24 protein-coding genes and 1 pseudogene are annotated in these 22,823 nt (G+C 57.6%); 11 read left to right on the top strand and 14 right to left on the bottom strand.

Annotation, left to right across the window (positions count from 1 at the left end; genetic code table 11):
* The first annotated feature begins 3 nt into the window (after positions 1-3).
* From GOW16_RS13780 to GOW16_RS13760, 5 genes are all read left to right on the top strand, one after another.
* Positions 4-261 (top strand): sarcosine oxidase subunit delta, encoded by a 258-nt coding sequence (locus GOW16_RS13780; protein ID WP_170415940.1) that lies wholly within the window; start codon positions 4-6, stop codon positions 259-261.
* Positions 248-3,118 (top strand): 2Fe-2S iron-sulfur cluster-binding protein, encoded by a 2,871-nt coding sequence (locus GOW16_RS13775; protein ID WP_170415938.1) that lies wholly within the window; start codon positions 248-250, stop codon positions 3,116-3,118. Before GOW16_RS13780 ends, GOW16_RS13775 begins: the two co-directional genes overlap by 14 nt.
* Before the next feature lies 1 nt (position 3,119).
* Entirely contained in the window at positions 3,120-3,617 is a 498-nt protein-coding gene (locus tag GOW16_RS13770; RefSeq protein WP_170415935.1) for a sarcosine oxidase subunit gamma family protein, read from the top strand.
* A 12-nt stretch (positions 3,618-3,629) separates the two neighbouring features.
* Positions 3,630-4,043: a RidA family protein gene (locus tag GOW16_RS13765; protein ID WP_170415932.1), complete on the top strand. Its 414-nt coding sequence runs from the start codon at positions 3,630-3,632 to the stop codon at positions 4,041-4,043.
* A 91-nt stretch (positions 4,044-4,134) separates the two neighbouring features.
* Positions 4,135-5,067 carry an AEC family transporter gene (locus tag GOW16_RS13760; RefSeq protein WP_170415930.1) on the top strand — a complete coding sequence of 311 codons (933 nt, stop codon included), beginning with the start codon at positions 4,135-4,137 and terminating at the stop codon, positions 5,065-5,067.
* Positions 5,068-5,071: 4 nt separating this feature from the next.
* Here GOW16_RS13760 and GOW16_RS13755 read toward each other — a convergent pair whose 3' ends face one another.
* From GOW16_RS13755 to GOW16_RS13725, 7 genes are read right to left on the bottom strand one after another with little or no spacing between them, the layout of a single operon-like run.
* Positions 5,072-6,355, bottom strand: a complete 1,284-nt coding sequence (locus GOW16_RS13755; RefSeq protein ID WP_170415928.1) for an amidase — start codon at positions 6,353-6,355, stop codon at positions 5,072-5,074.
* Entirely contained in the window at positions 6,352-7,542 is a 1,191-nt protein-coding gene (locus tag GOW16_RS13750; protein ID WP_170415926.1) for a DUF1116 domain-containing protein, read from the bottom strand. Before GOW16_RS13750 ends, GOW16_RS13755 begins: the two co-directional genes overlap by 4 nt.
* Positions 7,542-8,168 carry a hypothetical protein gene (locus GOW16_RS13745; protein ID WP_170415925.1) on the bottom strand — a complete coding sequence of 209 codons (627 nt, stop codon included), beginning with the start codon at positions 8,166-8,168 and terminating at the stop codon, positions 7,542-7,544. Before GOW16_RS13745 ends, GOW16_RS13750 begins: the two co-directional genes overlap by 1 nt.
* Positions 8,168-8,800: a hypothetical protein gene (locus GOW16_RS13740; RefSeq protein WP_170415923.1), complete on the bottom strand. Its 633-nt coding sequence runs from the start codon at positions 8,798-8,800 to the stop codon at positions 8,168-8,170. Before GOW16_RS13740 ends, GOW16_RS13745 begins: the two co-directional genes overlap by 1 nt.
* A complete protein-coding gene (locus GOW16_RS13735; protein ID WP_170415921.1) occupies positions 8,797-10,167 on the bottom strand; it encodes a Rieske 2Fe-2S domain-containing protein in 1,371 nt (456 codons plus the stop codon). The genes GOW16_RS13740 and GOW16_RS13735 overlap by 4 nt, the downstream gene beginning before the upstream one ends.
* Before the next feature lie 24 nt (positions 10,168-10,191).
* Complete coding sequence (locus GOW16_RS13730; RefSeq protein WP_170415919.1) at positions 10,192-11,652, bottom strand: aldehyde dehydrogenase; 1,461 nt, start codon at positions 11,650-11,652, stop codon at positions 10,192-10,194.
* A complete protein-coding gene (locus GOW16_RS13725; RefSeq protein WP_170415917.1) occupies positions 11,653-12,675 on the bottom strand; it encodes a succinylglutamate desuccinylase/aspartoacylase family protein in 1,023 nt (340 codons plus the stop codon). It abuts the gene before it with no gap.
* 130 nt (positions 12,676-12,805) lie between these two features.
* Between GOW16_RS13725 and GOW16_RS13720 the strand changes: the two genes are divergently transcribed.
* Genes GOW16_RS13720 through GOW16_RS13710 form a run of 3 tightly spaced genes read left to right on the top strand, consistent with a single transcriptional unit; the run spans position 12,806 to position 15,017 of the window.
* Entirely contained in the window at positions 12,806-13,900 is a 1,095-nt protein-coding gene (locus GOW16_RS13720) for a pyridoxal phosphate-dependent aminotransferase (protein ID WP_170415915.1), read from the top strand.
* Entirely contained in the window at positions 13,900-14,448 is a 549-nt protein-coding gene (locus tag GOW16_RS13715) for a decarboxylase (RefSeq protein ID WP_170415913.1), read from the top strand. Before GOW16_RS13720 ends, GOW16_RS13715 begins: the two co-directional genes overlap by 1 nt.
* Complete coding sequence (locus GOW16_RS13710) at positions 14,445-15,017, top strand: thiamine pyrophosphate-dependent enzyme (protein WP_170415911.1); 573 nt, start codon at positions 14,445-14,447, stop codon at positions 15,015-15,017. The genes GOW16_RS13715 and GOW16_RS13710 overlap by 4 nt, the downstream gene beginning before the upstream one ends.
* Here the strand turns inward: GOW16_RS13710 and GOW16_RS13705 are convergent.
* The 4 genes and pseudogenes from GOW16_RS13705 to GOW16_RS13690 form a co-directional block, all read right to left on the bottom strand.
* Positions 15,004-15,894 carry a LysR substrate-binding domain-containing protein gene (locus tag GOW16_RS13705; protein WP_170415909.1) on the bottom strand — a complete coding sequence of 297 codons (891 nt, stop codon included), beginning with the start codon at positions 15,892-15,894 and terminating at the stop codon, positions 15,004-15,006. The genes GOW16_RS13710 and GOW16_RS13705 overlap by 14 nt on opposite strands.
* Before the next feature lie 118 nt (positions 15,895-16,012).
* Positions 16,013-16,591 carry a helix-turn-helix domain-containing protein gene (locus GOW16_RS13700; protein WP_170415907.1) on the bottom strand — a complete coding sequence of 193 codons (579 nt, stop codon included), beginning with the start codon at positions 16,589-16,591 and terminating at the stop codon, positions 16,013-16,015.
* Positions 16,592-16,896: 305 nt separating this feature from the next.
* Positions 16,897-17,372 (bottom strand): annotated as a pseudogene (locus GOW16_RS13695) (IS6 family transposase); the annotation flags it as partial.
* A gap of 278 nt (positions 17,373-17,650) precedes the next feature.
* Complete coding sequence (locus tag GOW16_RS13690) at positions 17,651-18,739, bottom strand: zinc ABC transporter substrate-binding protein (RefSeq protein WP_170415905.1); 1,089 nt, start codon at positions 18,737-18,739, stop codon at positions 17,651-17,653.
* 56 nt (positions 18,740-18,795) lie between these two features.
* Here GOW16_RS13690 and GOW16_RS13685 point away from each other — a divergent pair, with 56 nt between their 5' ends.
* Genes GOW16_RS13685 through GOW16_RS13675 form a run of 3 tightly spaced genes read left to right on the top strand, consistent with a single transcriptional unit; the run spans position 18,796 to position 20,860 of the window.
* Positions 18,796-19,308: a Fur family transcriptional regulator gene (locus GOW16_RS13685; protein ID WP_170415903.1), complete on the top strand. Its 513-nt coding sequence runs from the start codon at positions 18,796-18,798 to the stop codon at positions 19,306-19,308.
* A gap of 2 nt (positions 19,309-19,310) precedes the next feature.
* Positions 19,311-20,063, top strand: a complete 753-nt coding sequence (locus tag GOW16_RS13680; protein WP_170415901.1) for a metal ABC transporter ATP-binding protein — start codon at positions 19,311-19,313, stop codon at positions 20,061-20,063.
* On the top strand, positions 20,063-20,860 hold the full coding sequence (locus GOW16_RS13675) for an iron chelate uptake ABC transporter family permease subunit (RefSeq protein ID WP_170415900.1): 798 nt from the start codon (positions 20,063-20,065) through the stop codon (positions 20,858-20,860). The genes GOW16_RS13680 and GOW16_RS13675 overlap by 1 nt, the downstream gene beginning before the upstream one ends.
* Before the next feature lie 285 nt (positions 20,861-21,145).
* Here GOW16_RS13675 and GOW16_RS13670 read toward each other — a convergent pair whose 3' ends face one another.
* From GOW16_RS13670 to GOW16_RS13660, 3 genes are read right to left on the bottom strand one after another with little or no spacing between them, the layout of a single operon-like run.
* Positions 21,146-21,847, bottom strand: coding sequence for an RNA polymerase sigma factor (locus GOW16_RS13670; protein WP_170415898.1), 702 nt, complete (start codon positions 21,845-21,847; stop codon positions 21,146-21,148).
* Entirely contained in the window at positions 21,844-22,374 is a 531-nt protein-coding gene (locus tag GOW16_RS13665; protein WP_170415896.1) for a plastocyanin/azurin family copper-binding protein, read from the bottom strand. The genes GOW16_RS13670 and GOW16_RS13665 overlap by 4 nt, the downstream gene beginning before the upstream one ends.
* Entirely contained in the window at positions 22,371-22,790 is a 420-nt protein-coding gene (locus tag GOW16_RS13660; RefSeq protein WP_217354619.1) for a hypothetical protein, read from the bottom strand. The genes GOW16_RS13665 and GOW16_RS13660 overlap by 4 nt, the downstream gene beginning before the upstream one ends.
* Between the last annotated feature and the right edge of the window lie 33 nt (positions 22,791-22,823).

Genomic DNA, 22,823 nt, shown 5'->3' with positions numbered 1-22,823 from the left:
ATCATGATGCTTATAACCTGCCCGTTCTGTGGCAAGCGCAATGAAAGCGAATTTATCCATGGTGGCCCAGTAGGGGCGGTCCGCCCAGATCCCAATGCCGTCAGCGATGAGGAATGGGTCGAGTATCTGACCGTGACGCCGAATCCACTGGGTCCGGTTCAGGAGAAATGGTGGCACGCACGGGGATGCGGTGAATGGTTCACGATCTGGCGTGATACACGGACCCATGACATTGTGGAGGCGCCGGATGGCACAAAGTAACCGTCGCGCGGCAGGCGGACGTATCGACCGAAACCGCCCCGTGCGGTTTACGTTCAATGGTAAATCTTTTGAGGGCTTTGAGGGTGATACATTGGCCTCCGCCCTGTTGGCCAACGGTGTTCGGGTCACGGCCCGCAGTTTCAAGTATCACCGCCCGCGCGGGATCATGGGCCACGGTCCCGAAGAACCAGCGACTTTGGTTGAGTTGGACGGGGAAGACGCCTCGGGCAATTGTCCAGTGACCACAGTCCCTTTGCGCGACGGCCTGAGCGCCCGATCCGTCAATTGTTGGCCTTCGCCCGATTTCGACCTTGGCGGTATCAACCAGCTATTCGCGCGGTTTATTCCGGCAGGGTTTTACTACAAAACGTTCAAGTGGCCCAATTGGCATCTGTTCGAGCCATCAATCCGCAAGGCTGCTGGTCTCGCAGCTGCCCCGTCCGCGCCTCCTGCACAGGGCCATTTCGAGGCACGTAATGCCCATGCCGATGTACTGATCGCGGGGGCCGGTCCTGCCGGATTGCAGGCTGCGCTGGATGCTGGGCGCGCTGGTAAGCGTGTGTTCTTGGCGGATGAAGGAACAGAAGCGGGTGGGAGCCTGCTCAGTCGGAACCTGACTGTCGGCGGCCGTGCGGCAATGGATTGGGTGGCTGATACAGTGGCAGAGTTGAGCAAGATGGAGAATGTGATCCATCTGCAAAACGCAACCGTGTGGGCTTATCGCGAGCACAATCTGATGATTGTGAATGAGCGTGCTCCCGATCAAAATTCGATCCTAGAGCGGAGTTGGCGGGTTCGTGCAGATGAGGTCGTGATCGCAACAGGCGCCACAGAGCGGGCGTTGGTGTTCGGCGACAACGATCGCCCGGGCGTGATGCTGGCCTCTTCGGTTCAGGCTTACGTCAATCGCTGGGGTGTAACACCCGGCAAACACGCGGTGTTGTTTACCAACAATAACAGCGTCTACGAAGTTGCGGTCGACATGATTGCGGCTGGCATCGCGGTTGAGGCAATCCTCGACAGTCGAAACGAGGTACCTCAAGCAGCGTTGGATTTGGTTTCCGGGGTCACGGTCCATACCGGAACCGTCATCGGCGGCGTCCGTGGACGCAAGAGCGTCCGCGGCGTAAGAGCTGTGCCCAAAACCGGTGGTTCTGGGGTTTGGATTGACTGCGAGCTGTTGGCTTGCTCTGGGGGGTGGAGTCCGACGGTTCACTTATGGTCCCAATCTCGCAGTACGCTGCGATTTGATGACGATCTGGCGGCGTTCTGTCCTGATCAGCCAAAACAAGCGTGCCGGGCCGTGGGGGCGGCGGCCGGTAATCTGACGCTGGATCAGATCATCGAAGGCGGCGAAGATCTGAGCTATGGGATCGAACCAATGTGGCGAGTGGACGTTTCAGGCCAGCGCGGCAAGGCGTTTCTTGACGTTCAGAACGATGTGGCCGTCAGCGATGTGCATCTGGCTTTGCGCGAAGGCTACGACAATGTCGAACATGTCAAACGATATACCACCGGTGGCATGGGCATCGATCAGGGCAAGACCGGCAACATCAACATTATTGGCACTGTTGCGATGCAAAAGGGTTTGCCGCTGCAAGAGGTGGGCACAACCACCTTTCGTTCACCCTATACACCGGTTTCCTTCGGGGCGATCGGCGGCCTGCGTGAAAACTGGGGGCTTTTCCCTTATCGTCATACTCCGGTAACCCAGTGGAACAAGGATAACGGCGCGGTCATGTACGAGGCTGGCGCGCGCTGGCGGCGACCGGGTTATTTCCCGAAAGCAGGCGAAGGTCTGCAAGAGGCCGTGAACCGCGAATGCCAAGCCGTGCGTACGGGCGTCGGGGTCTATGATGGTTCCCCGCTGGGAACCTTCGAGCTGAAGGGGCGCGACGTCCCGCGTTTCCTTGATTTCATCTATTCCAACATCATGTCTAGTCTGAAACCCGGCGATGGGCGCTATGGGCTGATGCTGTCCGAAGACGGGTTGATCCTGGATGATGGCGTGGCTTTCCGGTTGGATGAAAACCGCTGGTTGATCTCGACCTCAACCGGGCACGCGGATGCGGTGAACCAACATATGGAAAAACTGCTGCAAACCGAATTCCCCGACTGGCAGGTGATGATCACCACTGTCACCAGCCAGTGGAATAATGCCACTATCTGTGGTCCCAAGGCGCGTGAAGTTTTGCAGGCGGTAGGCTCGGATATCGACCTCGCGCCCGAGGCGTTCCCTTTCATGTCCTTCCGTGAAGGCACCGTCGCCGGTTTCCCTGCGCGGGTGGTGCGGGTGAGTTTCACAGGTGAACTGTCCTATGAGGTCAACGTAGCCCCACGCCACATGGCGGCCCTTTGGGACAAGGTGATGGAGGTTGGTGCGCCCTTTGGCATCCTGCCTGTGGGTTCGGAATCCAGCCATGTGCTGCGCGTCGAAAAAGGGTTCCTGTCGCTGGGGCATGAAGTCGACGGTACGGTAGATGCCTATGATCTGGGAATGGGATGGGCGATGTCCAATAAGAAGCCTGACTATCTGGGCAAACGCTCGGTCGAACTGCGCAGGTCCGGCGGCGGCACCCGGCGCGAGCTGGTCGGAATTCTGGCGGATGATCCCAACCGGCAAATCCCTGAAGGTGCACCACTGACGCCCGGAGGTCGGAAAGAAGCCACCGACGGGTTGGTCACCGCCTGTGTATGGAGCGTGGTACACAACCGTTGGGTTGGGCTGGCGTTGCTGGAAGATGGCCACGCGCGGCAGGGCGAAACCGCCCATGTCCGGCTGAAGGATGACGTGATCCCGGTCACGGTCACGAAACCGGTCTTTCACGACCCCGAAGGTAAATTGCTGAGGTCCTGAGATGAGTTATGACGTCACAATTGAACGGTGCGGCCTGATGGCTCTGTTCGACCTCAAGGGCGCGCCTGACGCGGTATCGAAATGGGCCGGGGACGCTTTGCCTAGTTTGCCGTACCGCCCCAACAGCCGGACAGAAAAGGACAGCATCGAACTGTTCTACATCGGTCGTGACCACTGGATCACCCGCGCCCCACTGGCACAGGAAAACGCGATGGAAGCCCGGCTGATGCCCACGGACTGCCCGGCAGATATCAGTATTGTTCGGGTCTCGGACACGATGACCTTCTTTCGCATAGTCGGCCCAGATGCAGGTCAGGTGATGTCAATTGCCTGCCCGATGGACCTGCATGACAGCGTGTTCGGGACGGACGCGGTTTCCTATACCGAAGTATTTGGCCTCAAGGCTTTGGTGATGCGGTGTCAGGATGGCATTGAGTTCGCAGTCGAACAAAGTTTTGCGGATATGGTCGAAGACTATCTGATCCGCGCAACGGCTTGAGGGGAAATCGGCATGGTTCGAACGCACATCCACAAGTACCAGACGCGCTATCACGCGAAAGCAACCTATTCCAAGGCGATCCGAGCCCGGGGTGACTTTGTTTTCATGCAGGGACAGGTCGGCACGCTGATGGATGGCACACTGGTTGGCGAAGGCGACCCGGGCGCGCAGGCAGATCAGGCCTGCCGCAACATCCAGCGCTGGATGGAAGAGGCCGGGGGAAGCTTGACCGATGTTTGCAAGTTGACAGTCTACGTCACCGATATTTCGTACCGTCCAGCCGTTTACGAGGCGATCAATCGCTGGTTCGAAGGTGTTCATCACTGTTCGACAGGCGTGGTTGTGCAGGGGCTGGCCGATCCGTCGCTTTTGGTCGAGATCGACGCGATGGCTGTCATCGACGATGATGCTGATACCCCCGGCTGAAGGAGTCGCGTCTATCCGACATCGCATTGCGTAGAAACGCCAGTCATGAGAGTGTCCGGTCGAGCCGGTCCGGTTTTGTCTGCGAATTGTAATGCTTTCGACACTCACCTCGATACTGCCGATCTTTTTGATCATTGCGCTGGGCTTAGCCCTGCGCAAAGGCGGCATTCCCAGTACGGATTTCTGGAACCTGAATGACAAGCTTGTTTATTGGGTTCTGATGCCATGCCTTCTGTTCAGCAAAATTTCCCTGTCGCCATTGGACAAGTCGGCGCTGGGCCTTTACTCGGTTGCCATTCTGGGAGGGTTTGTTGTGGCGCTTCTGTTTGCGCTTCTTAGCGCCCGTTTGATGGGTTTTGCGCCGCCGCAAGCCACCTCGATCCTGCAAGGCAGCGCGCGACATAACTCATTCATCGGACTTGCGCTGGCTGCAAACTTGTATGGGCCAGCGGGGCTGGATATCGCGATCCTGGCGACTGCAATACTCGTGCCCACGACCAATATCGTCATGGTGGTTCTTATGGTTGGTGCGCTCAAAGGCGATCGGACCAACAGTCTGGCCGTTGCAATCCTGCGGGAACTCGCGCGCAATCCGTACGTGATTTCGATCTTTCTGGCGGTTTGTGCCAACCAGTTGGTCGGTGACAGGATAGCGGTCGTGCATGATGTGACGGATGTTCTGGGTGCGGGTGCTTTGCCGATCACATTGTTGGCTGTCGGTGCAAATCTGAGGGTCCGGGCCATGGCCGCAAGTGCGCTGCCCTTAATACTGGCCTTCACGGGCAAGATGATTGTCTTCCCTCTGGCAGTATTGATGATCGGATTGATGGTAGGGTTGCCGCGGGAGGTTCTGCAGATCGCCGTCGTTTATTCGGTAGTGCCCACCGGTGCGTCTTCGTACACGTTGGCCAAGCACTTGGGTGGAGACGCGCCGCTGATGGCGGCCATTGTCACGTTGCAGACGTTGATAGCAGCCGTCAGTATTCCCGTATCACTTGCTTTGCTGCTGCCCATAATTCCCTAGGCGGTCATTGCGGCAAGTGCTCATAGGCCCAGACCGCGATGTCCAGCAGGCGGGCGTCATCACCCTTTCGACCGATCAATTGAATACCCAGCGGTAGGCCATTCTGGTCAGTCCCGAATGGCAAAGCGACCGAGGGCACCTGCAACAGGTTCCACATCCGGGAAAAAAGCGGATCTCCAGTGGCGTCCAAACCGGCCGGGGCTGGTCCGGGTGCCGACGGGACCAACAGAGCGTCCACATCGCGGAACATCTGATCCAGCATCGCGCCCGCCCGGTCGCGCAAGTCCAGCGCAGCTTGGTATTCTGCGTCGGTGACCGCCCGCCCGGCTGTGACAAGGTCATGAAATTGCGGGCTGATGGCGGGCATGCCGATAGTATATTCCGCAGCGCGCTGCCGTGCGACTTCGTAGCCCATGACGGTGATTTGAGCCTGAGTGAGTTCAGAAAAAACGGGTGGAAAGGCAATTTCTCCGGTCTCTGCGCCCGTTGCGGCAAGGGCGGCTAGCGCGCGCGTGCAGGTGTCTCGCATCACGACCGAACCATCCTGCCAGTGCGGGCCGCGCATTAGGCTGATCCGAGGCAAAACCTCGTCGAACTCGACCGGCGGTGCCGGGTCAGTTCGGCACATTACCGCATCGGTCAGCACAAAATCGCGGGGATCACGAGCCAGAAGGCCGAGTGTATCCAGGCTTTGGGACAAGCCCATGACACCCGTCAGAACATACCGCCCGGTGGTTGGCTTGAACCCGCAGACCCCGCAATACGCTGCTGGTCGGATCAGCGAGGCTGCGGTCTGCGAGCCAAATGCCAGCGGAGTCATGAAATCGGCCACAGCTGCGGCTGAACCGGAAGACGAGCCACCCGGCGTATGCGCCGGATTTGCCGGATTGGCGGTTTTACCGGGCTTGAAGTAGGCGAATTCGGTGGAGATGGTTTTGCCGATCGGAATCGCGCCCGCGTCCAAAAAAGCCTGAACGCAAGCTGCATTGCGGTCGGGGTGGCGGCCGGCATACAGGTCGCTACCCCATCCTGTCGGCATGTCATCGGTGTCGATGATATCCTTGATCACAAACGGCACGCCATGGAGCGGCCTACCAACGGGGAGAGTATCGGCGGCCTTGGCACGCTCCATGGCGCGGTCCGCATCGAGGGTTTGAAAAGCCCCGATGACGGGTTCACGGTTCGTGATCCGGTCCAGATGGGCCGCCATCACCTCGGAAGGCTTCACCTCGCCTGCCTGGATCAATGTGGCAAGTTCATGGGCAGAATGATGGTTCAGCCCAGTCATGCCTCCAGCGCTTTCAACGCGTCGGCAAAGGGGGCGACTGGCATGTCGTAGATGCCACCGCCCAAGCGCCCGGCCTCGCCCAATCGGTCAAGAATGCCTAACCCGATCACAGGCCCCGAACCCTGTTCCACGGCGCCCCGCGCGGTGCTTCCCAGCTGAACATCCAATGCCCGGAAATACGGATGCGTTCCGACTGATAGACCAGACATTCGCGCTTGAGCGTCGTCGGGCAGATAGGCACCCAGCCCCTTCTTTTGTTGGGGGCTCAGATCGATGGCCATTGCCCCCAGCCCGAATGCCTCGACCACGGCACTGTCTCCGATCGCGCCGAGGGCGCGGTCCTGCGGCAGATCCACTTCAAACGCCCCCTTGGGAGGGCTGGCCGGGATTGTGAACCAACGGCCCGGCAGACCCGCGATTTGGATGCCAACGTCACGCCCATTGCCGCCTGCAGCGGTGACGAAGCTTGACCCTTCAATACCCTCCGCCAGTTTCATCATGCATTTGGTCGCCGCCATCCAGAGGTTGAGAAACAGGGAGGGCGAGCTGTCCATAAAGGCCAACACGTCGTCATCCGTGATCCCGCTGGTGGTGCGATCCTTGAGTTCAGCAATCAACGCCTGTGCGGCCACGGGTGTGCGGCCATGGCAATCATCCCCACCCATCAGGCCGATCACGGCCAGCGGGACCAGAGCGATCCCTTCGGCAATCCCTTTCTCCAGAACATCAAGAAACCGGGTGTTGAGCCAACGAATGTGGTTGAGCACCGCCTCGGACCTCAGCCCTAAACGCATCGCTGGGCGGCTGCCTGCATTGATCGGCGCGTAAACACGTTGTTGGCCGCGCCACGCGTCATAGACGGTGTGCAACGGCATATCCGCCGAGACCACGGCGGCCAGAGGTGTCACGACATCATGGTCCTGCGCGGGTTTCAGCACGATCTCACCCGCGTTGATCATCGCCTCGGCCTGATCGAAATTCTGCGCCAGCCCTTGCCAGACGGCAGCGACACAGGCCGAGTTCAGGATCGGCGCGGTGATCTGATCCGGGCTAGCGAAGGCGGGACCGGCATGTAGCAGGACATTTTCGTCCAACCTCAGCGCCTCGGACGCAGTATTGAACCGGTTCCAGACCGGTTGTGTCACCATGGCTTTGTCGAACGCCAACTGATCAGCCGGATGCAGCATCAAGTATCCTCCGGCGGGATGATCCATGTTTCCGAAAAGTAGAGGAAGGCTGTCGTCGTCTCATACCCAGCCTGCACCCGTGTGCCCAACTTGCCCGGCAATGCGTGACCATTAACGATGATATGGGCCGAATGCGCGGGCACCAGAAGCGAAAACATGTTCTGCTCGCCCGAAGCGACCTCATGCGGAGACAGCTCCAGTGCGCGAGGCGGCTCGAGCCCTTCCCAGACCAGTTCAACAGTCAGGTTTTCTCCGGCGATGGTTTCGGTATAGCGGTGGCTCATCGGATCGCCCGAGGATCGGACGACCTGCGCGCCTATTTCGGGCAGGGAGGCAAAAGCGGGAGCATTTGCGAAAGCGGCCAGTTTGCTGATGAAATTGGTCTTCAGAAAGGCGGTCAGATCGGGATTGTCGCTCAGGATTACATTCGGTGCCTCGGGCGGTCCGTCCACTTGATCTGGTGTTCCATACAGCAGCAGCACCTGACCCTGACCGACCGGAGACCATGCCACGCGAAAGAACAGCGCCATGGCGGTGAAATTGTCGTTTTTGTCTTTCAGCAGGATGCCGGGGTTCTCGCCGGTCCAATCGACGGTTCCGGGTGTGATCGGTTCATTCAACGGCATCACAGATTCTCCTGCGGGGTCACCCAGGTTTCGGAAAAGGCCAGAAAGGCGGTCGACATGGTGCGGCCAAAGAACTGGCGGCTTGCGACCTGACCGGGGAGCGGGGTGCCGTTGATAACGACCTGCGCCGCCTTGGCCTCAAGGAACACTGAATACATTTCATGCGCTTTGGTTGCCGAGTTTTCCTTAGTGACTTCAACGGGCAAGGGTGGGCCCATTTCCTGCCAGATCATCTCGACCGTGACGCCTGAGCCGCGTAGGGTCTCGGAATAACGCGATCTCAAATCACCAGGGCGTTTTTCGACGCTGTCACAGTCCAGCCAGCTCATCGCGTCGAGGCCCGCCTTTCCGATGAAGGTGGGCATCTTAGTGACCCAGCCATCCACGATCCAGCGCATCATGCGTTGGTTGTCCGTCATGATCAGATTGGGTGCGTGCGGCCAACCCTGTGCTTGATCCGGTGCGCCCAGGATCAATGCGGCATGGCCCCGACCATATGGCGACAGAACCACCCGGAAGAACAGCGCCAGCGTGTCATAGTGGTCCTGCGTCGAGCTTTGTTTCAGATAAATGCCGGGGTTTTCGCCGGACCAGTCGACCCGGCCCGGATTATGTGGAACACGATTTGTCATGACCAGCTTGCCTCGTACTTTTTCAGCGCATCGACGATGAACGTCTTGCGGGCCTCGCCCTGCAAATGGTCGCCGGATTTGTAGATCTCAGCCACCTGATGCGAGATTTCCTTAAGCACCGCACCATCGTCGCGGCCGTCCTGAAGCGGGATGCGCAGCATTGTGTCCCCGGCATAGGTCGGTATCACCTGACCGGCAAAGCTGTCGGTCGGTTGCGGCGGGGACTGACCATCTTTCAACGCGCGAATGGCGTTGCGCAGCAAGCGGCGTGCTTTGGCCACGCCCCGATCCGTAAAGCTGAGGTTTTCGCGGGCATGGACGTTCCGCGGCCCCTGACTGACCCAGGCGTCATAGTCGCCGGGGTCTCGTTGGCGCATCTCATAGGGTCGATCGGGATCCTGGCCATAGAAATCGGTCATTCCAAAGCCCACTTTACTTTTGTCCGTCAGACCCTTTGGGTCGTCATTCGCGGCCGCATCCCGGAAGTGGCGCCATGCGATGACCATCGTGTTGGTGTCGTCAATCGGGGTTATCCAACGCGACAGCCCGCAGCGCCCGAAATAGCGCGACCCGTCTGGCACCGGGAAATGGCCGCCATTTTGCGTGAACGACGGCAGCATATGGTCATGTATGCGCACCCAAACGATATCTTCGACACGTCGAACATTGGTGTAAAAATCGCCCGTTTGACTATCGTGAAACTCGATCATCGGCATCTCGGCAAAGGCGTCGATGAACTGGCTGCGTACGGCCAGAGTATGCAGGTAGACAACATGGAACGGGTCCCATGCGTTTTCCATCACTTGAAGCCAGTTGCACGGGGACTTGATGAGGTAAGGCACCAACTCATCGCCATCTTCGTCAAATGTGTCCATCACTGGGAATGGGGGTTGCTCTTCGGGGGGGCCCATAAATGCAAATGCCAAACCCTTGTATTCAATCACGGGATAAGCCCCCAGACAGGCCTTTGTCTTGACTTGTGAGGCGGGCGGCTCACACGGGGTTTCCAGAATGGTGCCGTCCAATCCGTATTTCCAGCCGTGGTATGAGCATCTAATTCCGCCTTCCTCAACGATGCCGAATTCCAGGCTCATGTTGCGGTGACAGCAATGCAGATGGGTCAGGCCCAGCTTGCCCTCTTTTTTTTCGCGGAACAGAACCAGATCTTCGCCCAGAATACGCAGGCGATAGGGCAGGTCGCCAACCTGATCGGTCATTGCCACCGGCATCCAGAACCGGCGCAGGTATTCGCCGCACGGAGTGCCCGGTCCAACTTCGGTTAGTTCCGGGTCAGGTTGCTGTTGCCAGACTTTTTGTTGGTCGTGACCGCGGAAATTGCCCTTGGGGGCTGAGAAATGATCGTTCATGCCGTCCTCCGTGCGTATCGGTGGTCAGGGAAACGGATCGGGCACCGGCTTGGTGCCGGTCCAGATCGATTTGACCTGACAGAAATCCCTTATGGCGTCCGGACCCAATTCACGCCCGTAGCCCGACAGTTTGACCCCACCAATCGGGCAGGCGGGGTCAACGCTGCGATAATGGTTGATGTAAACAGTGCCCGCCTCGATTGCTTCGGCTACTCGCGCGCCCTTGTCGGCATCGGTGGTCCAGACCCCGGCGGCCAGCCCGTAGTGGCTGTCGTTAGCCAGCGCGATGGCTTCGTCTTCGGTGGTGAAAGAGGTGACGGCCAGAACCGGGCCGAACACTTCTTCACGCCAGAGCTGCATGCCGGGCGTCACATCGTCGAAAACCGTTGGTCCGATATAGAACCCATTCCGGCCTGCAGTTGTGGCGGTGCCGTCCAATAAGCAAATCGCACCGTCGGCTTTGGCGCGTTCGATCATTGCCGTAACCTTTTGCAGATGCGGTTCATTGGCCAGCGGTGCGACCTGAGTATCCGGGTCCATCGGATCCCCCACCTGCAATGTGCGGGCGCGGTCGATCAGGCGGGATAACAACCTGTCCTTCAGCCCGGCCTCAACGATCAGCCGCGATCCAGCGACGCAAGTCTGGCCATTTGACAGGAAGATGCCGGACAGAATTCCGTTGACCGCATTGTCCATGTCACAATCGGCAAACACCACCTGCGGAGATTTGCCGCCCAGTTCCAGCACCGCCGGGATTACGCCGGCCGAGGCAGCCTCGGCCACTTTTCGCCCGCCTCGGTCCGAACCGGTAAAGGTGACCTTGCGTGTTAGAGGATGGCGAACCAGTGCTTCACCTACCTCATGACCCAATCCGGTGACAACGTTCAGCACCCCGGGCGGTAGTCCCGCCTCATGCGCCAGCCGCGCGAATTCCAAGGTTGAAGCCGAGGCCATTTCTGAGGGTTTCACTACGACCGTATTGCCTGCTGCCAGTGCCGGGGCCAGTTTCCATGCAAGGATCATCAGCGGAGAATTCCAGGGCGTGATGGCGACCACGACGCCATAGGGCCTAAAGTGGCCCACGCTATGCACACCGGGGATGGAATTGGCCTGAGGTTCCGACCGCAGCTTGCGTGCCTCTGTCGCAAAAAATCGAAACCAGCTGTGCAGCCCGGCAAACTGCCCGCGCACCTCGGTTATGCGTTTTCCGTTGTCGCGGATTTCGGGTGTGACAAGGTCTTCCCACCGGGTTTCCAGCATGTCAGCCAAACAGTCGAGCATATCCGCCCGCTCTGCAGACCCGGCTTTGGCCCATGGCCCGCTGCGGAAGGCTTGGTCGGCGTCCCGGATGGCCATGTCGGCGGTCTGAGTGTCGCCACGGGCGATGGTGCTCCACATCTGACCGGTGGCAGGGTCGACACTGGGCAGCGTTTCACCATCCCAATCGACAAAGGCACCGGAAATGAATGGGGAATAGGTTTTCATTCAATGTTCCTCGGACACCGGTTGAGCCACCAATGCCAACAGATCGCCACGGCGCACCATGCCACGATTGCCATGAGCCAGAACGTGCCCGGATGCGGGAAAGGTAAGTTTGACGGCAGAGCGTTCCGGTTCGGCGGGGAAATGCAGCACGCCTGCTAGATCGCCTCGTTTGACCTGTTGCCCTGCGGTGCAGCGCCGGTCGAATAACCCATTTGCGGGTGCATGGACAGAATGCAATGGATCGGCGATTTCGACACATTGCGTCGGAACAGGGTCCGGAGCACCACCTGGCAGGATACCTAAATGCTTCAAACAGCGTTTGAGCCCGGCTTCGGCAAGGTCCGCGGCATGAGGATCGACACCACCCCCGCCGCTGAGTTCAGCTGCGATCATCGGGATCCCAACCCGCGCGGCGGCGGCATTCACACTTCGGTTGTCGTTATGTGCGCCCAGCACCCAAATCAGAGGCAACCCGAAAGCGCGGGCCAGTTCCATGTTGGAAGCGGTCAGGTCTGCGTCGTGCCCCCGTGCCGCCAAGGCACAGGGCTCGAATACAGATGCCTTGCCACCCGAGTGCAGGTCAATGGCGGCATCCACGCGCGGCAGCAGTACAGTTTCTATGAAATTCGCCAGCATCGCTGTCGGGCCGCCATTTGCGTTGCCAGGAAAAGCCCGGTTCAGGTTCTGCCCATCCAATGGTGAAACCCGCGATGACGCCAGAAACGCGGGTGCGTTCAAGGCCGGGATCAGGATCACCTGTCCGGTCAAGTCAGATGGGTTCAGCTGTGCCGCAAGCCGCAGGATCGCGGCGGGTCCTTCGAACTCGTCTCCATGTGTGCCGCCCAAAATCAGAACAGAATGTCCGGGTTTGCCACGTAAGCTGATGACCGGGATCGGGTGGTATCCCAACGGTACAGCATTGTCGGACCATTTCAGCATCAGATCACCGGACTGTCGACCTGGCGCATCCAGATCGATGGTCAGGTGAAGCCTGCTGGGTTGGGGTGAAAACGTTTCGGTCATCCGGGTTCTTTTGCTGAGTTACAGTCTTCATATCATAATTTTTTTGAAAGTGAATTGCTAAAAATACGATGCTATGTGATATATGATGAAAATCGCCATTGCCGCCATCTGGTGGTGCCGGAGGAATTGGATGGGCATTACCCTCGCAAAATCAGGAATAGGCAGGATCAAACCTCATATGGTGGGTGGAGCATCTGCTGACGTTCCACCGCCTGCGATTCTTCTGAACTCGAATGAAAGCGTGTTTGGCCCCAGCCCGTCTGCCCGCGCTGCCGCTTGTGCGGCTATCAGCAACGTCGAACGGTATTTGGAAAACCCTGACGATATCCTGGCCCCGGCGATTGCCGCCCAGTACGGGTTGGATGCGGCCCGGATCACCACAGGGCAGGGATCGGACGATCTGCTGGCCCGTCTGGCCCGCGCCTATCTAGGGCAGGACACCGAGCTGATCCGCAGCGCCAATGGCTATCTCAAAGTGCCCAACTATGCTTTTGCCAACGATGCCGAGGTGGTGTCGGTCGCGGATGACGCATTCAAACCTTCGGTCGACCGGATGATCGACGCTTTGACCGAACGAACCCGGATCGTCTATCTCGCCAACCCTGAGAACCCGGCAGGCACCTACCTGAATGGCTCAGAGCTGCGCCGCCTGCATGCCGCGTTACCGGAAAACGTCCTGTTGATCATCGACGCTGCCTATGAGGAATACGTCGATGCGGCAGATTATGAGCCCGCGTATAAGCTTGTAGAGGCTGCCAATAACGTGGTCATGTGCCGGACGTTTTCCAAGATATTCGGGCTAGCTGGCGCGCGCGTTGGTTGGATGTACGGGGCCAACGATGTGGTGGACAATGTGCGTCGGATTGGCCTGACCTTCCCGGTAGCGTCCTCTTCGGTTGCAGCAGCTGTTGCGGCGTTGGAAGACAAGGCACATACTCGTTTCGTGCGAGAGACCAATCTGAACAACCGGGCCTGGCTTAGCGCCGCTTTAACGGAAATGGGTCTGCATGTTGTCCCAAGTCAGGCCAATTTCGTGCTGGTTCATTTTCCGGACCCCGAGAAATCTGCCGAAGCGGCCGATCTTTTCCTACGCGGACAGGGGATTGCTGTGCGTCGGTTCGCCTCACCCGCCTATCGCGAGTACATTCGCATCACCATCGGTCACAGGCATGAACTGCAAGCGGCGCGGGATGGGCTGGCCGCTTTTCTGGACGGAGGTGCCTGATGGTTGCGTCCCCTCTACCAACCGAATGTACGCCGCAGGTCAAGCATCCGTCAGGTGCGGCTATCATCGCTGCTATCAAGGCGGCGGGTGTCGGCGAAATCGTTGCATTACCGGACATCGTAACCAGTGACGGGCTGCTCTGGCCGATCTCGCGAGACCCCGAATTTCGCCTGACCCGTATCTGCAAAGAGGATGAGGGCGTCAGCATCTGCGGAGCGATGTCCTATAACGGCACGCGCGCAATCCTGATGATGCAGCAAACAGGGCTGATGGATTCATTGAATGCGATCCGGGCCATTGGTGTCGATTATGAACTGCCGGTGGTCATGATGGTTGGCCTGCAGGGTAAGGAGCCGCATCTTCACCCGGACCAGTCCGCCTCTTACGGAGTGCGGATAATACGGCCGGTGTTGGATGCGATGGAACTGTCACATTCCCTGATCGAATGGCCAGGGGACGAGGCTCATATCCCGCAGGCGATTGAAGTGGCTTATGCAACTTCGAGACCCCATATTTTCCTGGTCGGCCGAGCACCGGAAGCATCATGACCATGCACCGCGACGCAGCGCTTAAGGCCCTGATCCCTCATGTCCGCGAGGACGATATTGTTGTCGCTGTGTATCAAAGCTGTTTCGACTGGCTTGCCCTGAACCCGCGCGACCTGAATTATGTGGCCGTCGGGGCGATGGGGCAGGCGTCGTCCCATGGTCTGGGTCTGGCGCTGGCCAATCCCGACCGGCGGGTGATCGTTCTGGATGGCGATGGCAGCCTGCTGATGAATCTTGGGACATTGGTGACGATTGCCAATGCCGGGGTGACGAACCTCTATCATTTTCTGTCGGCTAACCGGGTCTATGAGGTGAATGGGTCGCATCCTCTGCCTGGTGCGGATAGGGTTGATTTCGCAGCCATGGCCTGGGCTGCCGGGTATGCCAGTGTGCAGCGCTTTACCGAGCTGGATCAGTTTTCAGCTGCGGTGCCTCAGGTTCTGTCATCCACCGGCCCGCAATTCGTCTCGATGGAACTGACGGCAGGTGCCCCGTACCCTCGGGACTACGCCTATATCCACAGCGCGCAGGCGCGAGCCAGTTTTCGCGAGGCGCTTAATCGTCGCTGATCTGCGATTGCACGATCTTCAAAAAGGACTGTCCCACAGCAGACAGGGGCTTGTTCTTGGACCAGAACAGGACTGCTCGAAACGTCAGAGGCGCGGCAAAAGGCAGCGCGACACAATCGGGAATGGTTTTGAGATAATCCAGGCTTGCTCCGACAACCGAAACTCCTAGGCCGCGCGCGACCAGACGGCACACCGCGTCGGTGGTGCGGGTCTCATACTGCATCTGACGTGAGATGCCTTTGGCCTCAAAAAACTGGTCAATCTCGAACCGGAAGCGTGAGGACGGCATATATGAGATAAAGTTCTTACCCGCCAGGTCCTGCGCCTGAACTATGGTTTTCTCTGCCAGAGGATGGCCGGTTGGAACGACGCAACAGACGTCGCTGTTCCGAATAACCAGACTGTCAAAGGACGGGTTGGCGGGTTGGGTTGTTGTGATCCCGAAATCGTAATTCTGCGAAACCATCCATTCGACGGCATCATCGCTGGGCGCGATTTCCATTCGGGCCATGGCCTGTGGCCACGTGACAGAAAACTCCTGAAGCAGATCCGGAGCTAGCTGAGAGGACACCCCCGGGGTGATGACGAGGTTAAGTCGCGCGTGACCGAACTTGCCAATAGCTGTGGCGGATTCCTTTATGTGCTCCATGCCGCTGACGGCCTGCCGAACTTCTTCCACGAGCAGACGTGCTTCATCCGTGGGTACCAGGACCCGGCCCGAGCGCTGAAACAGCTGAAAACCGACTTCGGCCTCGAAATCCGAGATCAGGCGGCTGACCGCGGGTTGTGAGATTCCCAGCATCGCCGCCGCTTCGGTTACAGTTCCGGTGGAGACGACGGTTCGAAATGCATCAACCTGTTTGAAGGTAATTTTCATGGGGGCTCAGTGCCTGATTGGGATATGCGGTCGGATTATTCATAGTTTCACATAATACAAGAATATGAAACGGGTCCGATAGGTTATACGGTCTGAGGGCGCCAAATCACGGTCTGATTTACTGCGGGCGAGTTGATACAGTGATGAATTCGATCTCATCCGACATGATCTTGCAAAACCCGTGACGCAGCTTGGCATCGAAGCTTAGGGTGTCGCCAGTTGCCATAACAAAATCCTCGGTGCCACACCTGTATATAGCGTCGCCCATTATCATATAAAGAAAAACACAACCTTCGTGCTGGTAACTGGGCAATGTCCCAGATTGGTCCTTTGAAATGGTGATACGGGCAGATTGAAACAGACCTCCCGGCCCGCCATGTTTACCAAGCAACAGGTAGTTATGCACGTGGCCCTGCGTAATACGCCGGGACATGAGACCTTCGCCTGCTTTGACATGATGTACGTCGGCCGAAACTTCGGTGTCCGCAAACAAGGCCAGCAGAGGAACATCCATCGCGTCGGCCAATGCCTGTAGCGTGCCAAGAGACGGAGAGACGCTACCATTCTCAATACGGCTAATCATCGAGGTCGAGACCTGCGATGTTGTCGCCAGCTCAGAGAGGATCAGATTGCGTTCCTGCCGCAGCCTTTGCAAGGTTTGCCCGACGTCACGCTCGATATCTCTTTGTTTGATCACGGTTTTCAGTGCCGATACTGCTGTTGTTGCTTAGAAGATTGTTTGCTTTAGTTGTGTCAATTTTTGGCATTCAGTCAATTAGTCTTTGTCAGGTTAGTGAAGGCCACTCAGCAGAGTAGCGATACACCATTCTGAAAGTACCCGACTGTCCCGCAGAGTGTTCACATCAAGAGCCCAGTCACCGACGATAATCGGCCGGAACCATGTTTGAGGTATCTACGGGGAAAGGCATTCACACGACGCAGCGCCCCCCGGTTATGTCGCAAAAATTGTGAAAGCCAGAGTCAGCGTCCTACTGGGCGCAGTTATCCTGCGATCTCAGCAAACATCCGAATGTCCGAGGCCGCAACGCTGGTGAATAGCTGTTTCCGGATCATGTGCGCAACCTCGATGCCTGCTAGCGTTGCCGATGCTGAGGCGAAGGCCTTGAACCCCAGCATCGACCGAGTGCGTCTCTTGATGAAACGGTAATCCTGTTCGACAATGTTACTGAGATTTTTCCGCCTCACCATCTCGATCGGAATCGGGCAACCAAATCTTTTGAACATCTTGTTGATAGTTTTGCTGCCAGCTGTGTTGGCGCTACTTTTTGTCGATGGCAGTCTTTAAGGGTTGGTCGTTGAGTTCCAGCATCCTGGCGAAGAACTTTGCGGCGGCCGATTTATTGCGACGTCGAAAAAATATGAAATCAAGCGTTTTACCGTTTTTTGTCGACGGCTCGATAAAGATAAACCCATGATCCCTATACCGTGATGTAAGTCTCGCCCGTTCGCCATGATCTCTTCCAGGTCACGAGATGACACGCCGTGTCGAATTTAGAAAGATACCGCAACAAGACCTTCAGAAAGCATCAAATTGAAAACACGGGTTTTTGTCACCGAAACAGACTGTGAACGGTGGGATAGCGTTCCTTTCGAATAGATTTCGCCTGCCTCGGCCTTCCGGCGTAAGTGCCCCGGGGCAACAAAACGCGCCATCACAAGTGTACGAGATACCTTGTTGTCCCAGACGATAGCCAGCCCGCTCCGGATTTCAACCAAAACGGGCTGACTGATCAGATCACAAGCAATCAGCTAGCGATTTTGCAATGTTGCGGATCATTTGCGGGTAAAGCGCAGCGCCGGGCTCAAGATCAGAGCCAAGCGGGTCAATCAAAGCCGTCTTCGCCTCGGTCCCGTCCATGACAGTGGCCACGAGGCCTGGGTTGAACTGGGGTTCCGACAGAACGCAATTGATCCCTTCTTCACGAATGCGGGCCTGGATTTCGGAAATCCGTGCCGGGCTGGGATCCGACGCGTCGCTGAGCGAAATTGCACCCGATGCGGGGAAGTCGAATGCATTCTCAAAATACTGATAGGCATCATGGAAGACGATGAAATTGCTTCCGCGAACCGGGTCCAGAGTTTCACTCACCTCAGCGGATAAGACCGCCATCTCTTCGCCGGCTGCTGCTGCATTTGCGAAATACTGACCAGCGTTCTCCGGGTCCGCAGCTGAAAGCTGCGCGGCAATCACGTTTAGCCAAGTTTCGGCGTTTTTGGGAGAAAGCCAGGCATGGGGATCGTGTTCGCCATGTGCGTGGTCATGGTGGTCGTCGTGGTCGGCATGTTCGTCGTGATCGTGCTCTTCACCGTCAGCATGCTCTTCGTGTTTATGATCGTGGTCGTCTCCCTCAGCGTGGTCTTCGTCGCCGTGGCCATGATCGTCATGATCTTTGTCGTCGTCATGATCCTCGTGATCATGATCCTTATCTTCAGCGTGATCTTCATCGCCATGATCATGTGCTTCAAACAGGGCATCTTCGCGGAACTCCAGAAGGACGGTGCCATCCGATTCCAGCAAAGTTGTAATTGTCGCGCCGCTGGCCAACGTCGCGACCGCGCCTTCCATCCATGGGGTCAGATCCTCGCCCACCCAGAATACGAGATCCGCACCCTGCAGGGCCGCTGCCTCAGAGGGGCGGAGGTTGTATTCATGCGGCGACGCGCCGGGTTGCACGACTAGGTTCGGTGTGCCAACACCGTCCATCACGCGGGCCACCAGCGAATGTATTGGAGCAATATCAACTGCAACACTGGGGGCGCCGGCCATTGCTGTACCCCCCATCAATGCAGCCGTGATCGAAACCGGAAGAAGCTTTCTGGACATCAAACCCTCTATGTGATTTTATAACGTTGCGAGCGGCATACATGATATGGAATAACATGACAAGTAAGACGAGACCTGCACCTGCTGATGACTCCGCCCTTGTCGGATTTCAAAAGCATGACCACGCGCATTGTGTCGAAAGCAGCCTGACCGTTGCCGAGACCCGGTGCAAAGACGAAGGTCTGCGGCTGACGCCGGTTCGGCGGAAGGTTTTGGAAATGCTGCTGCAGGAACATCGGGCCTTGGGTGCCTATACAATCCTTGATCGGTTGCGCGAAGAGGGCTTCGGGTCGCAGCCGCCAGTGGCCTATCGCGCCCTCGATTTTCTTGTTGAGAACGGGTTTGTCCACAAAATCGAACGTTTGAACGCGTTTGTCGCATGTACGCATCCCGGAGCAACGCATTCTCCGGCCTTCATGATTTGCAGGAAATGTGACGCCGTGGCCGAGACTCATTCCGCACCTGCAAAAGGAGAGCTTGGTGAGGCTGCACGCGCGGTGGGTTTCGAGATTGAGCGGACGGTTGTAGAAGCCGAAGGTGTGTGCCCCGACTGCACCAAAAAGGCGTAGAAATGAACCTGATTACCGTAGAAGACCTTAGCGTAAGCTATGGGGCAAACACCGTGTTGAAACATGTCAACATGGGGGTCGAACCTGGTGAAATTGTAACAATTGTCGGCCCCAACGGTTCGGGTAAGACAAGCCTGCTGCGCGCCATAATCGGTGCGACCAGACCGTCTGCGGGGCAGGTCAAAAGAAAGCCAGGGCTGAAAATTGGATACGTCCCGCAAAAGCTGCATATCGACCCGACCCTGCCGATCACGGTCGAACGGTTCATGCGGTTGACCCATCGTGCGTCGAAGAACGATTGCACGAATGCGTTGGAAACAGCCGGTGTGCCCGATCTGCTCAAGCGCCAGATGTCACAGCTTTCAGGCGGGCAATTCCAGCGCGTGCTGCTGGCGCGAGCCTTGATCAACCGGCCCGAAATCCTATTGCTGGATGAGGCCACACAAGGTCTGGATCAGCCCGGTTCGGCGGCGTTTTATAGGCAGATCGAAGACGTCCGTCAGGAAACAGGTTGCGCGATTATCATGATAAGCCACGAACTCCACGTGGTGATGAGTGCCTCGGACAGGGTTATTTGTCTGAACGGCCATGTCTGTTGCGAAGGCTCGCCGGCGGTGGTGGCGTCGGCCCCCGAATACCGCGCGCTGTTCGGAACCGGAACAGGTGGTGCGCTTGCACTTTACCGTCACGACCATGATCACCACCACGATCACGATCATGACCACGGAGCAGAGTCTCAGGAAGCCGCAGAATAATGTTTGATGATTTCATGACCCGGGCCACGCTGGCCGGTGTTGGCGTGGCCTTTGCCGCAGCGCCGTTGGGATGTTTCGTTGTTTGGCGCCGCATGGCTTACTTTGGCGACGCCACGGCGCACGCAGCTATTCTTGGCGTAGCTTTGTCGCTGACTTTTCAGATGTCGGTTTTCACAGGTGCGCTGGCAGTGGCCCTTCTGATGGCGCTGACCGTGACGCTGTTGGCCGGTCGTGGATACGCAATGGATACGTTGCTAGGTGTCATGGCACATTCCGCCTTGGCATTTGGTCTTGTCGCGGTCTCATTCCTCTCTGGTGTCCGGATCGATTTGATGGCCTACCTGTTTGGCGACATTCTGGCCGTATCCCGTTCGGATCTGGCCGTGATCTGGGGCGGCGCAGCATTGGTCGTAATCTTGATCGTCTGGCGGTGGTCCCAACTTTTGACGGCAACGTTGAACGAAGAACTGGCCTATGCCAGCGGGTTCGACCCTAAGCGTGAACAATTGATACTGACGCTAGCACTGGCCATCACTGTGGCAGTCGCCATCAAGGTTGTGGGCGTTCTGCTGATTGCGGCAATGCTCATCATACCGGCTGCTGCGGCGCGCAGTCTGGCACGATCGCCGGAGTCGATGGCGCTGATCGCGGCCGCAATCGGGGCGACGTCCGCTGTGGCGGGGTTACGGGCCGCTTATGTCTTCGACACGCCCGCCGGGCCCTCGATCGTCTGTGTGGCTGCCATTCTGTTTGCCTGTTTCAGCCTGATTGGGTGGCAACGTCATTCCAAGTATTAATACCAGCCCAGATGTGAAACGAACGGGATGCCAACGCGTAAACTTTCACAGCCTGTGGGAATAGCCAGAATGCAGGTTGTTCGCAGTGGGAGCAAAGCTCAAGTTCGGTCGAGCCAAGCATGGTGGGACGTACGATATGTCCGCGTGCTTTGACGATTGATCTTGGCTTTCCTGCTCGGCCGGAGAAGATTAATGATAGCACTCGTCCGTTCAACGCAAACCATTGCATTAACAACGCCCAAATCTTCGAGGATCGGAGGACCAATCATTTGGGATGCTTGGCACTCAGAGCCTTCCATCTGCCCGTAGGTGCCCGACCACGCGGTTAGCCATGTTTGCGCATCTTTTGCCCCCGAAGGGAAAGATAGCTTCGAACCCGCCCCGCACCTGTCGTTCAAGTGTTGAGCGCAGTCGGCGACGGGCGCGAAATAGACGTGTTTTTACGGTGATCGGATTGATCTGAAGTTCACGAGCGATGGCCAAAACGCTCATCTCCTCGGATTCCCGCAACAAAAACGGAAGGCGCAAGTAGGGTGGCAGTTCGGAAACCGCAGCCTCCAATAATCCGCGAAGCTGTGCCCGGCCTATGGCCGCATCGGGAAGCTCCGGATTATGACCAGGAAACGTCAGGACCCGCGACAGGTCAGTTTCCTCGACTGTGTCATACTCTTCCTCTGGCCGCATACGCCTTCGTTGCATGCGCGAGGTGTTGATGACGATCCGGGTAATCCAGGTCGAAAAGCTTGCACGCTCCTTGAAACTGTCGATTTTGCTGAAAGCGGAACAGTAAGCCTCTTGTAGTGCGTCTTCGGCCTCGGCATCTGTTTCGACGATACCGCGCGCAACGCGGAACAGACGCGGATTCAGACGCCGGACAAGCTCACGGATGGCCATTTCGTTTCCATTCCGGGCGTCGGCTACAAGCTCTGCTTCGGATTTTACCGATTCAAAATGTGTTTCTGTCTTGCGATTTGTCCCGATCGTCATGATCCGTCCTTTCGCGTGATGGCGTCATTCGCGATGATATCTTCTACCGATGGCAAAGCCGCCAGAACCTGATCGGACACGTCGGTCTGATCTTCCGAGAGGCCTTCCCAACCTGCATCGGCCGGAGTTCCAACCACGATGCGGCCGACCATCGCCGCCATTTCGTGCGGCAGGCAATAGTAATCATACACGCCGGGAACGGTAAGCGTGACCTCGAAGTACTCATCGGGCAGCAGAAAGTCGCTATCCCAGGGTTCCGCCCCTGCGGGAATTCGGCGTTTTCGGTCAAAATATTTAGGGTGATAGGCGGTCACCGTATGGCTGTTTCCCGGGTCCCGGTTGGTGAAACGAACGGTTGAACCCGGCGTCACCGAAAGGCCGAGCGGATCAAACCAAACCTTCTCTCCACGGGCGCTGCCGCGCATTTTGACATCAGTAACCGTTTGCGCGCCTGAGGAACGTGTGACTGCGCAGACGGCGATCGTACCACCTGCGAGCCACAGTGCATGACGTCGTGTACAGTTCATTCAGCCAGCCGTTCTTTTGCCCCCTCATCATGAAACAACACAACATGAGCGTGGGGTTTCTCCACTCCGGGGTGACCGGCATTGAAATAGACATCGGTCGAACTGACGGTGTGCGATCCAAGATTGAGCCCGTCGAATGAAACTCCATTCTGCAGGTCGTCGAGCGGAGTCATGTAGACCGTCGCCGACAACCGTCCGTCGCGATCATACGCCAGAAACGGACCGGCGGGCAGGGTGGCAGGGTCTACAAACAGCGTGCCAAGGCCCGGGATGAATTCTGGCAGAGGCAGCACATCGCTTACTTTCACATAAGGCTCACCGGCGGGTGCATTCATAAGGGCTTTTTCGTCATGCGCATTGGCAAGCGTTGTCGAGACGAACAACAGTCCTATTGCAGTCATAGAGATTTTAGTCATGGGCTTGTCCTTTCCAGGCTTCACATCCGGTGC

The sequence above is a fragment of the Ruegeria atlantica genome, from assembly GCF_013033965.1.
Classification (GTDB): domain Bacteria; phylum Pseudomonadota; class Alphaproteobacteria; order Rhodobacterales; family Rhodobacteraceae; genus Ruegeria; species Ruegeria atlantica_D.
This window is presented reverse-complemented; position numbering and strand designations above follow the sequence as displayed.

Excerpts from the sequence above, each read along its gene's own strand:
- GOW16_RS13670 (WP_170415898.1), bottom strand. The coding sequence starts at position 21,847 with ATGACGATCGGGACAAATCGCAAGACAGAAACACATTTTGAATCGGTA.
- GOW16_RS13690 (WP_170415905.1), bottom strand. The coding sequence starts at position 18,739 with ATGTCCAGAAAGCTTCTTCCGGTTTCGATCACGGCTGCATTGATGGGG.
- GOW16_RS13750 (WP_170415926.1), bottom strand. The coding sequence starts at position 7,542 with ATGCTGCATCCGGCTGATCAGTTGGCGTTCGACAAAGCCATGGTGACA.
- GOW16_RS13675 (WP_170415900.1), top strand. The coding sequence starts at position 20,063 with ATGTTTGATGATTTCATGACCCGGGCCACGCTGGCCGGTGTTGGCGTG.
- GOW16_RS13765 (WP_170415932.1), top strand. The coding sequence starts at position 3,630 with ATGGTTCGAACGCACATCCACAAGTACCAGACGCGCTATCACGCGAAA.
- GOW16_RS13770 (WP_170415935.1), top strand. The coding sequence starts at position 3,120 with ATGAGTTATGACGTCACAATTGAACGGTGCGGCCTGATGGCTCTGTTC.
- GOW16_RS13685 (WP_170415903.1), top strand. The coding sequence starts at position 18,796 with ATGACAAGTAAGACGAGACCTGCACCTGCTGATGACTCCGCCCTTGTC.
- GOW16_RS13755 (WP_170415928.1), bottom strand. The coding sequence starts at position 6,355 with ATGACTGGGCTGAACCATCATTCTGCCCATGAACTTGCCACATTGATC.
- GOW16_RS13735 (WP_170415921.1), bottom strand. The coding sequence starts at position 10,167 with ATGAACGATCATTTCTCAGCCCCCAAGGGCAATTTCCGCGGTCACGAC.
- GOW16_RS13680 (WP_170415901.1), top strand. The coding sequence starts at position 19,311 with ATGAACCTGATTACCGTAGAAGACCTTAGCGTAAGCTATGGGGCAAAC.
- GOW16_RS13715 (WP_170415913.1), top strand. The coding sequence starts at position 13,900 with ATGGTTGCGTCCCCTCTACCAACCGAATGTACGCCGCAGGTCAAGCAT.
- GOW16_RS13730 (WP_170415919.1), bottom strand. The coding sequence starts at position 11,652 with ATGAAAACCTATTCCCCATTCATTTCCGGTGCCTTTGTCGATTGGGAT.
- GOW16_RS13725 (WP_170415917.1), bottom strand. The coding sequence starts at position 12,675 with ATGACCGAAACGTTTTCACCCCAACCCAGCAGGCTTCACCTGACCATC.
- GOW16_RS13745 (WP_170415925.1), bottom strand. The coding sequence starts at position 8,168 with ATGCCGTTGAATGAACCGATCACACCCGGAACCGTCGATTGGACCGGC.
- GOW16_RS13760 (WP_170415930.1), top strand. The coding sequence starts at position 4,135 with ATGCTTTCGACACTCACCTCGATACTGCCGATCTTTTTGATCATTGCG.
- GOW16_RS13740 (WP_170415923.1), bottom strand. The coding sequence starts at position 8,800 with ATGACAAATCGTGTTCCACATAATCCGGGCCGGGTCGACTGGTCCGGC.
- GOW16_RS13775 (WP_170415938.1), top strand. The coding sequence starts at position 248 with ATGGCACAAAGTAACCGTCGCGCGGCAGGCGGACGTATCGACCGAAAC.
- GOW16_RS13720 (WP_170415915.1), top strand. The coding sequence starts at position 12,806 with ATGGGCATTACCCTCGCAAAATCAGGAATAGGCAGGATCAAACCTCAT.
- GOW16_RS13660 (WP_217354619.1), bottom strand. The coding sequence starts at position 22,790 with ATGACTAAAATCTCTATGACTGCAATAGGACTGTTGTTCGTCTCGACA.
- GOW16_RS13705 (WP_170415909.1), bottom strand. The coding sequence starts at position 15,894 with ATGAAAATTACCTTCAAACAGGTTGATGCATTTCGAACCGTCGTCTCC.
- GOW16_RS13710 (WP_170415911.1), top strand. The coding sequence starts at position 14,445 with ATGACCATGCACCGCGACGCAGCGCTTAAGGCCCTGATCCCTCATGTC.
- GOW16_RS13665 (WP_170415896.1), bottom strand. The coding sequence starts at position 22,374 with ATGAACTGTACACGACGTCATGCACTGTGGCTCGCAGGTGGTACGATC.
- GOW16_RS13780 (WP_170415940.1), top strand. The coding sequence starts at position 4 with ATGATGCTTATAACCTGCCCGTTCTGTGGCAAGCGCAATGAAAGCGAA.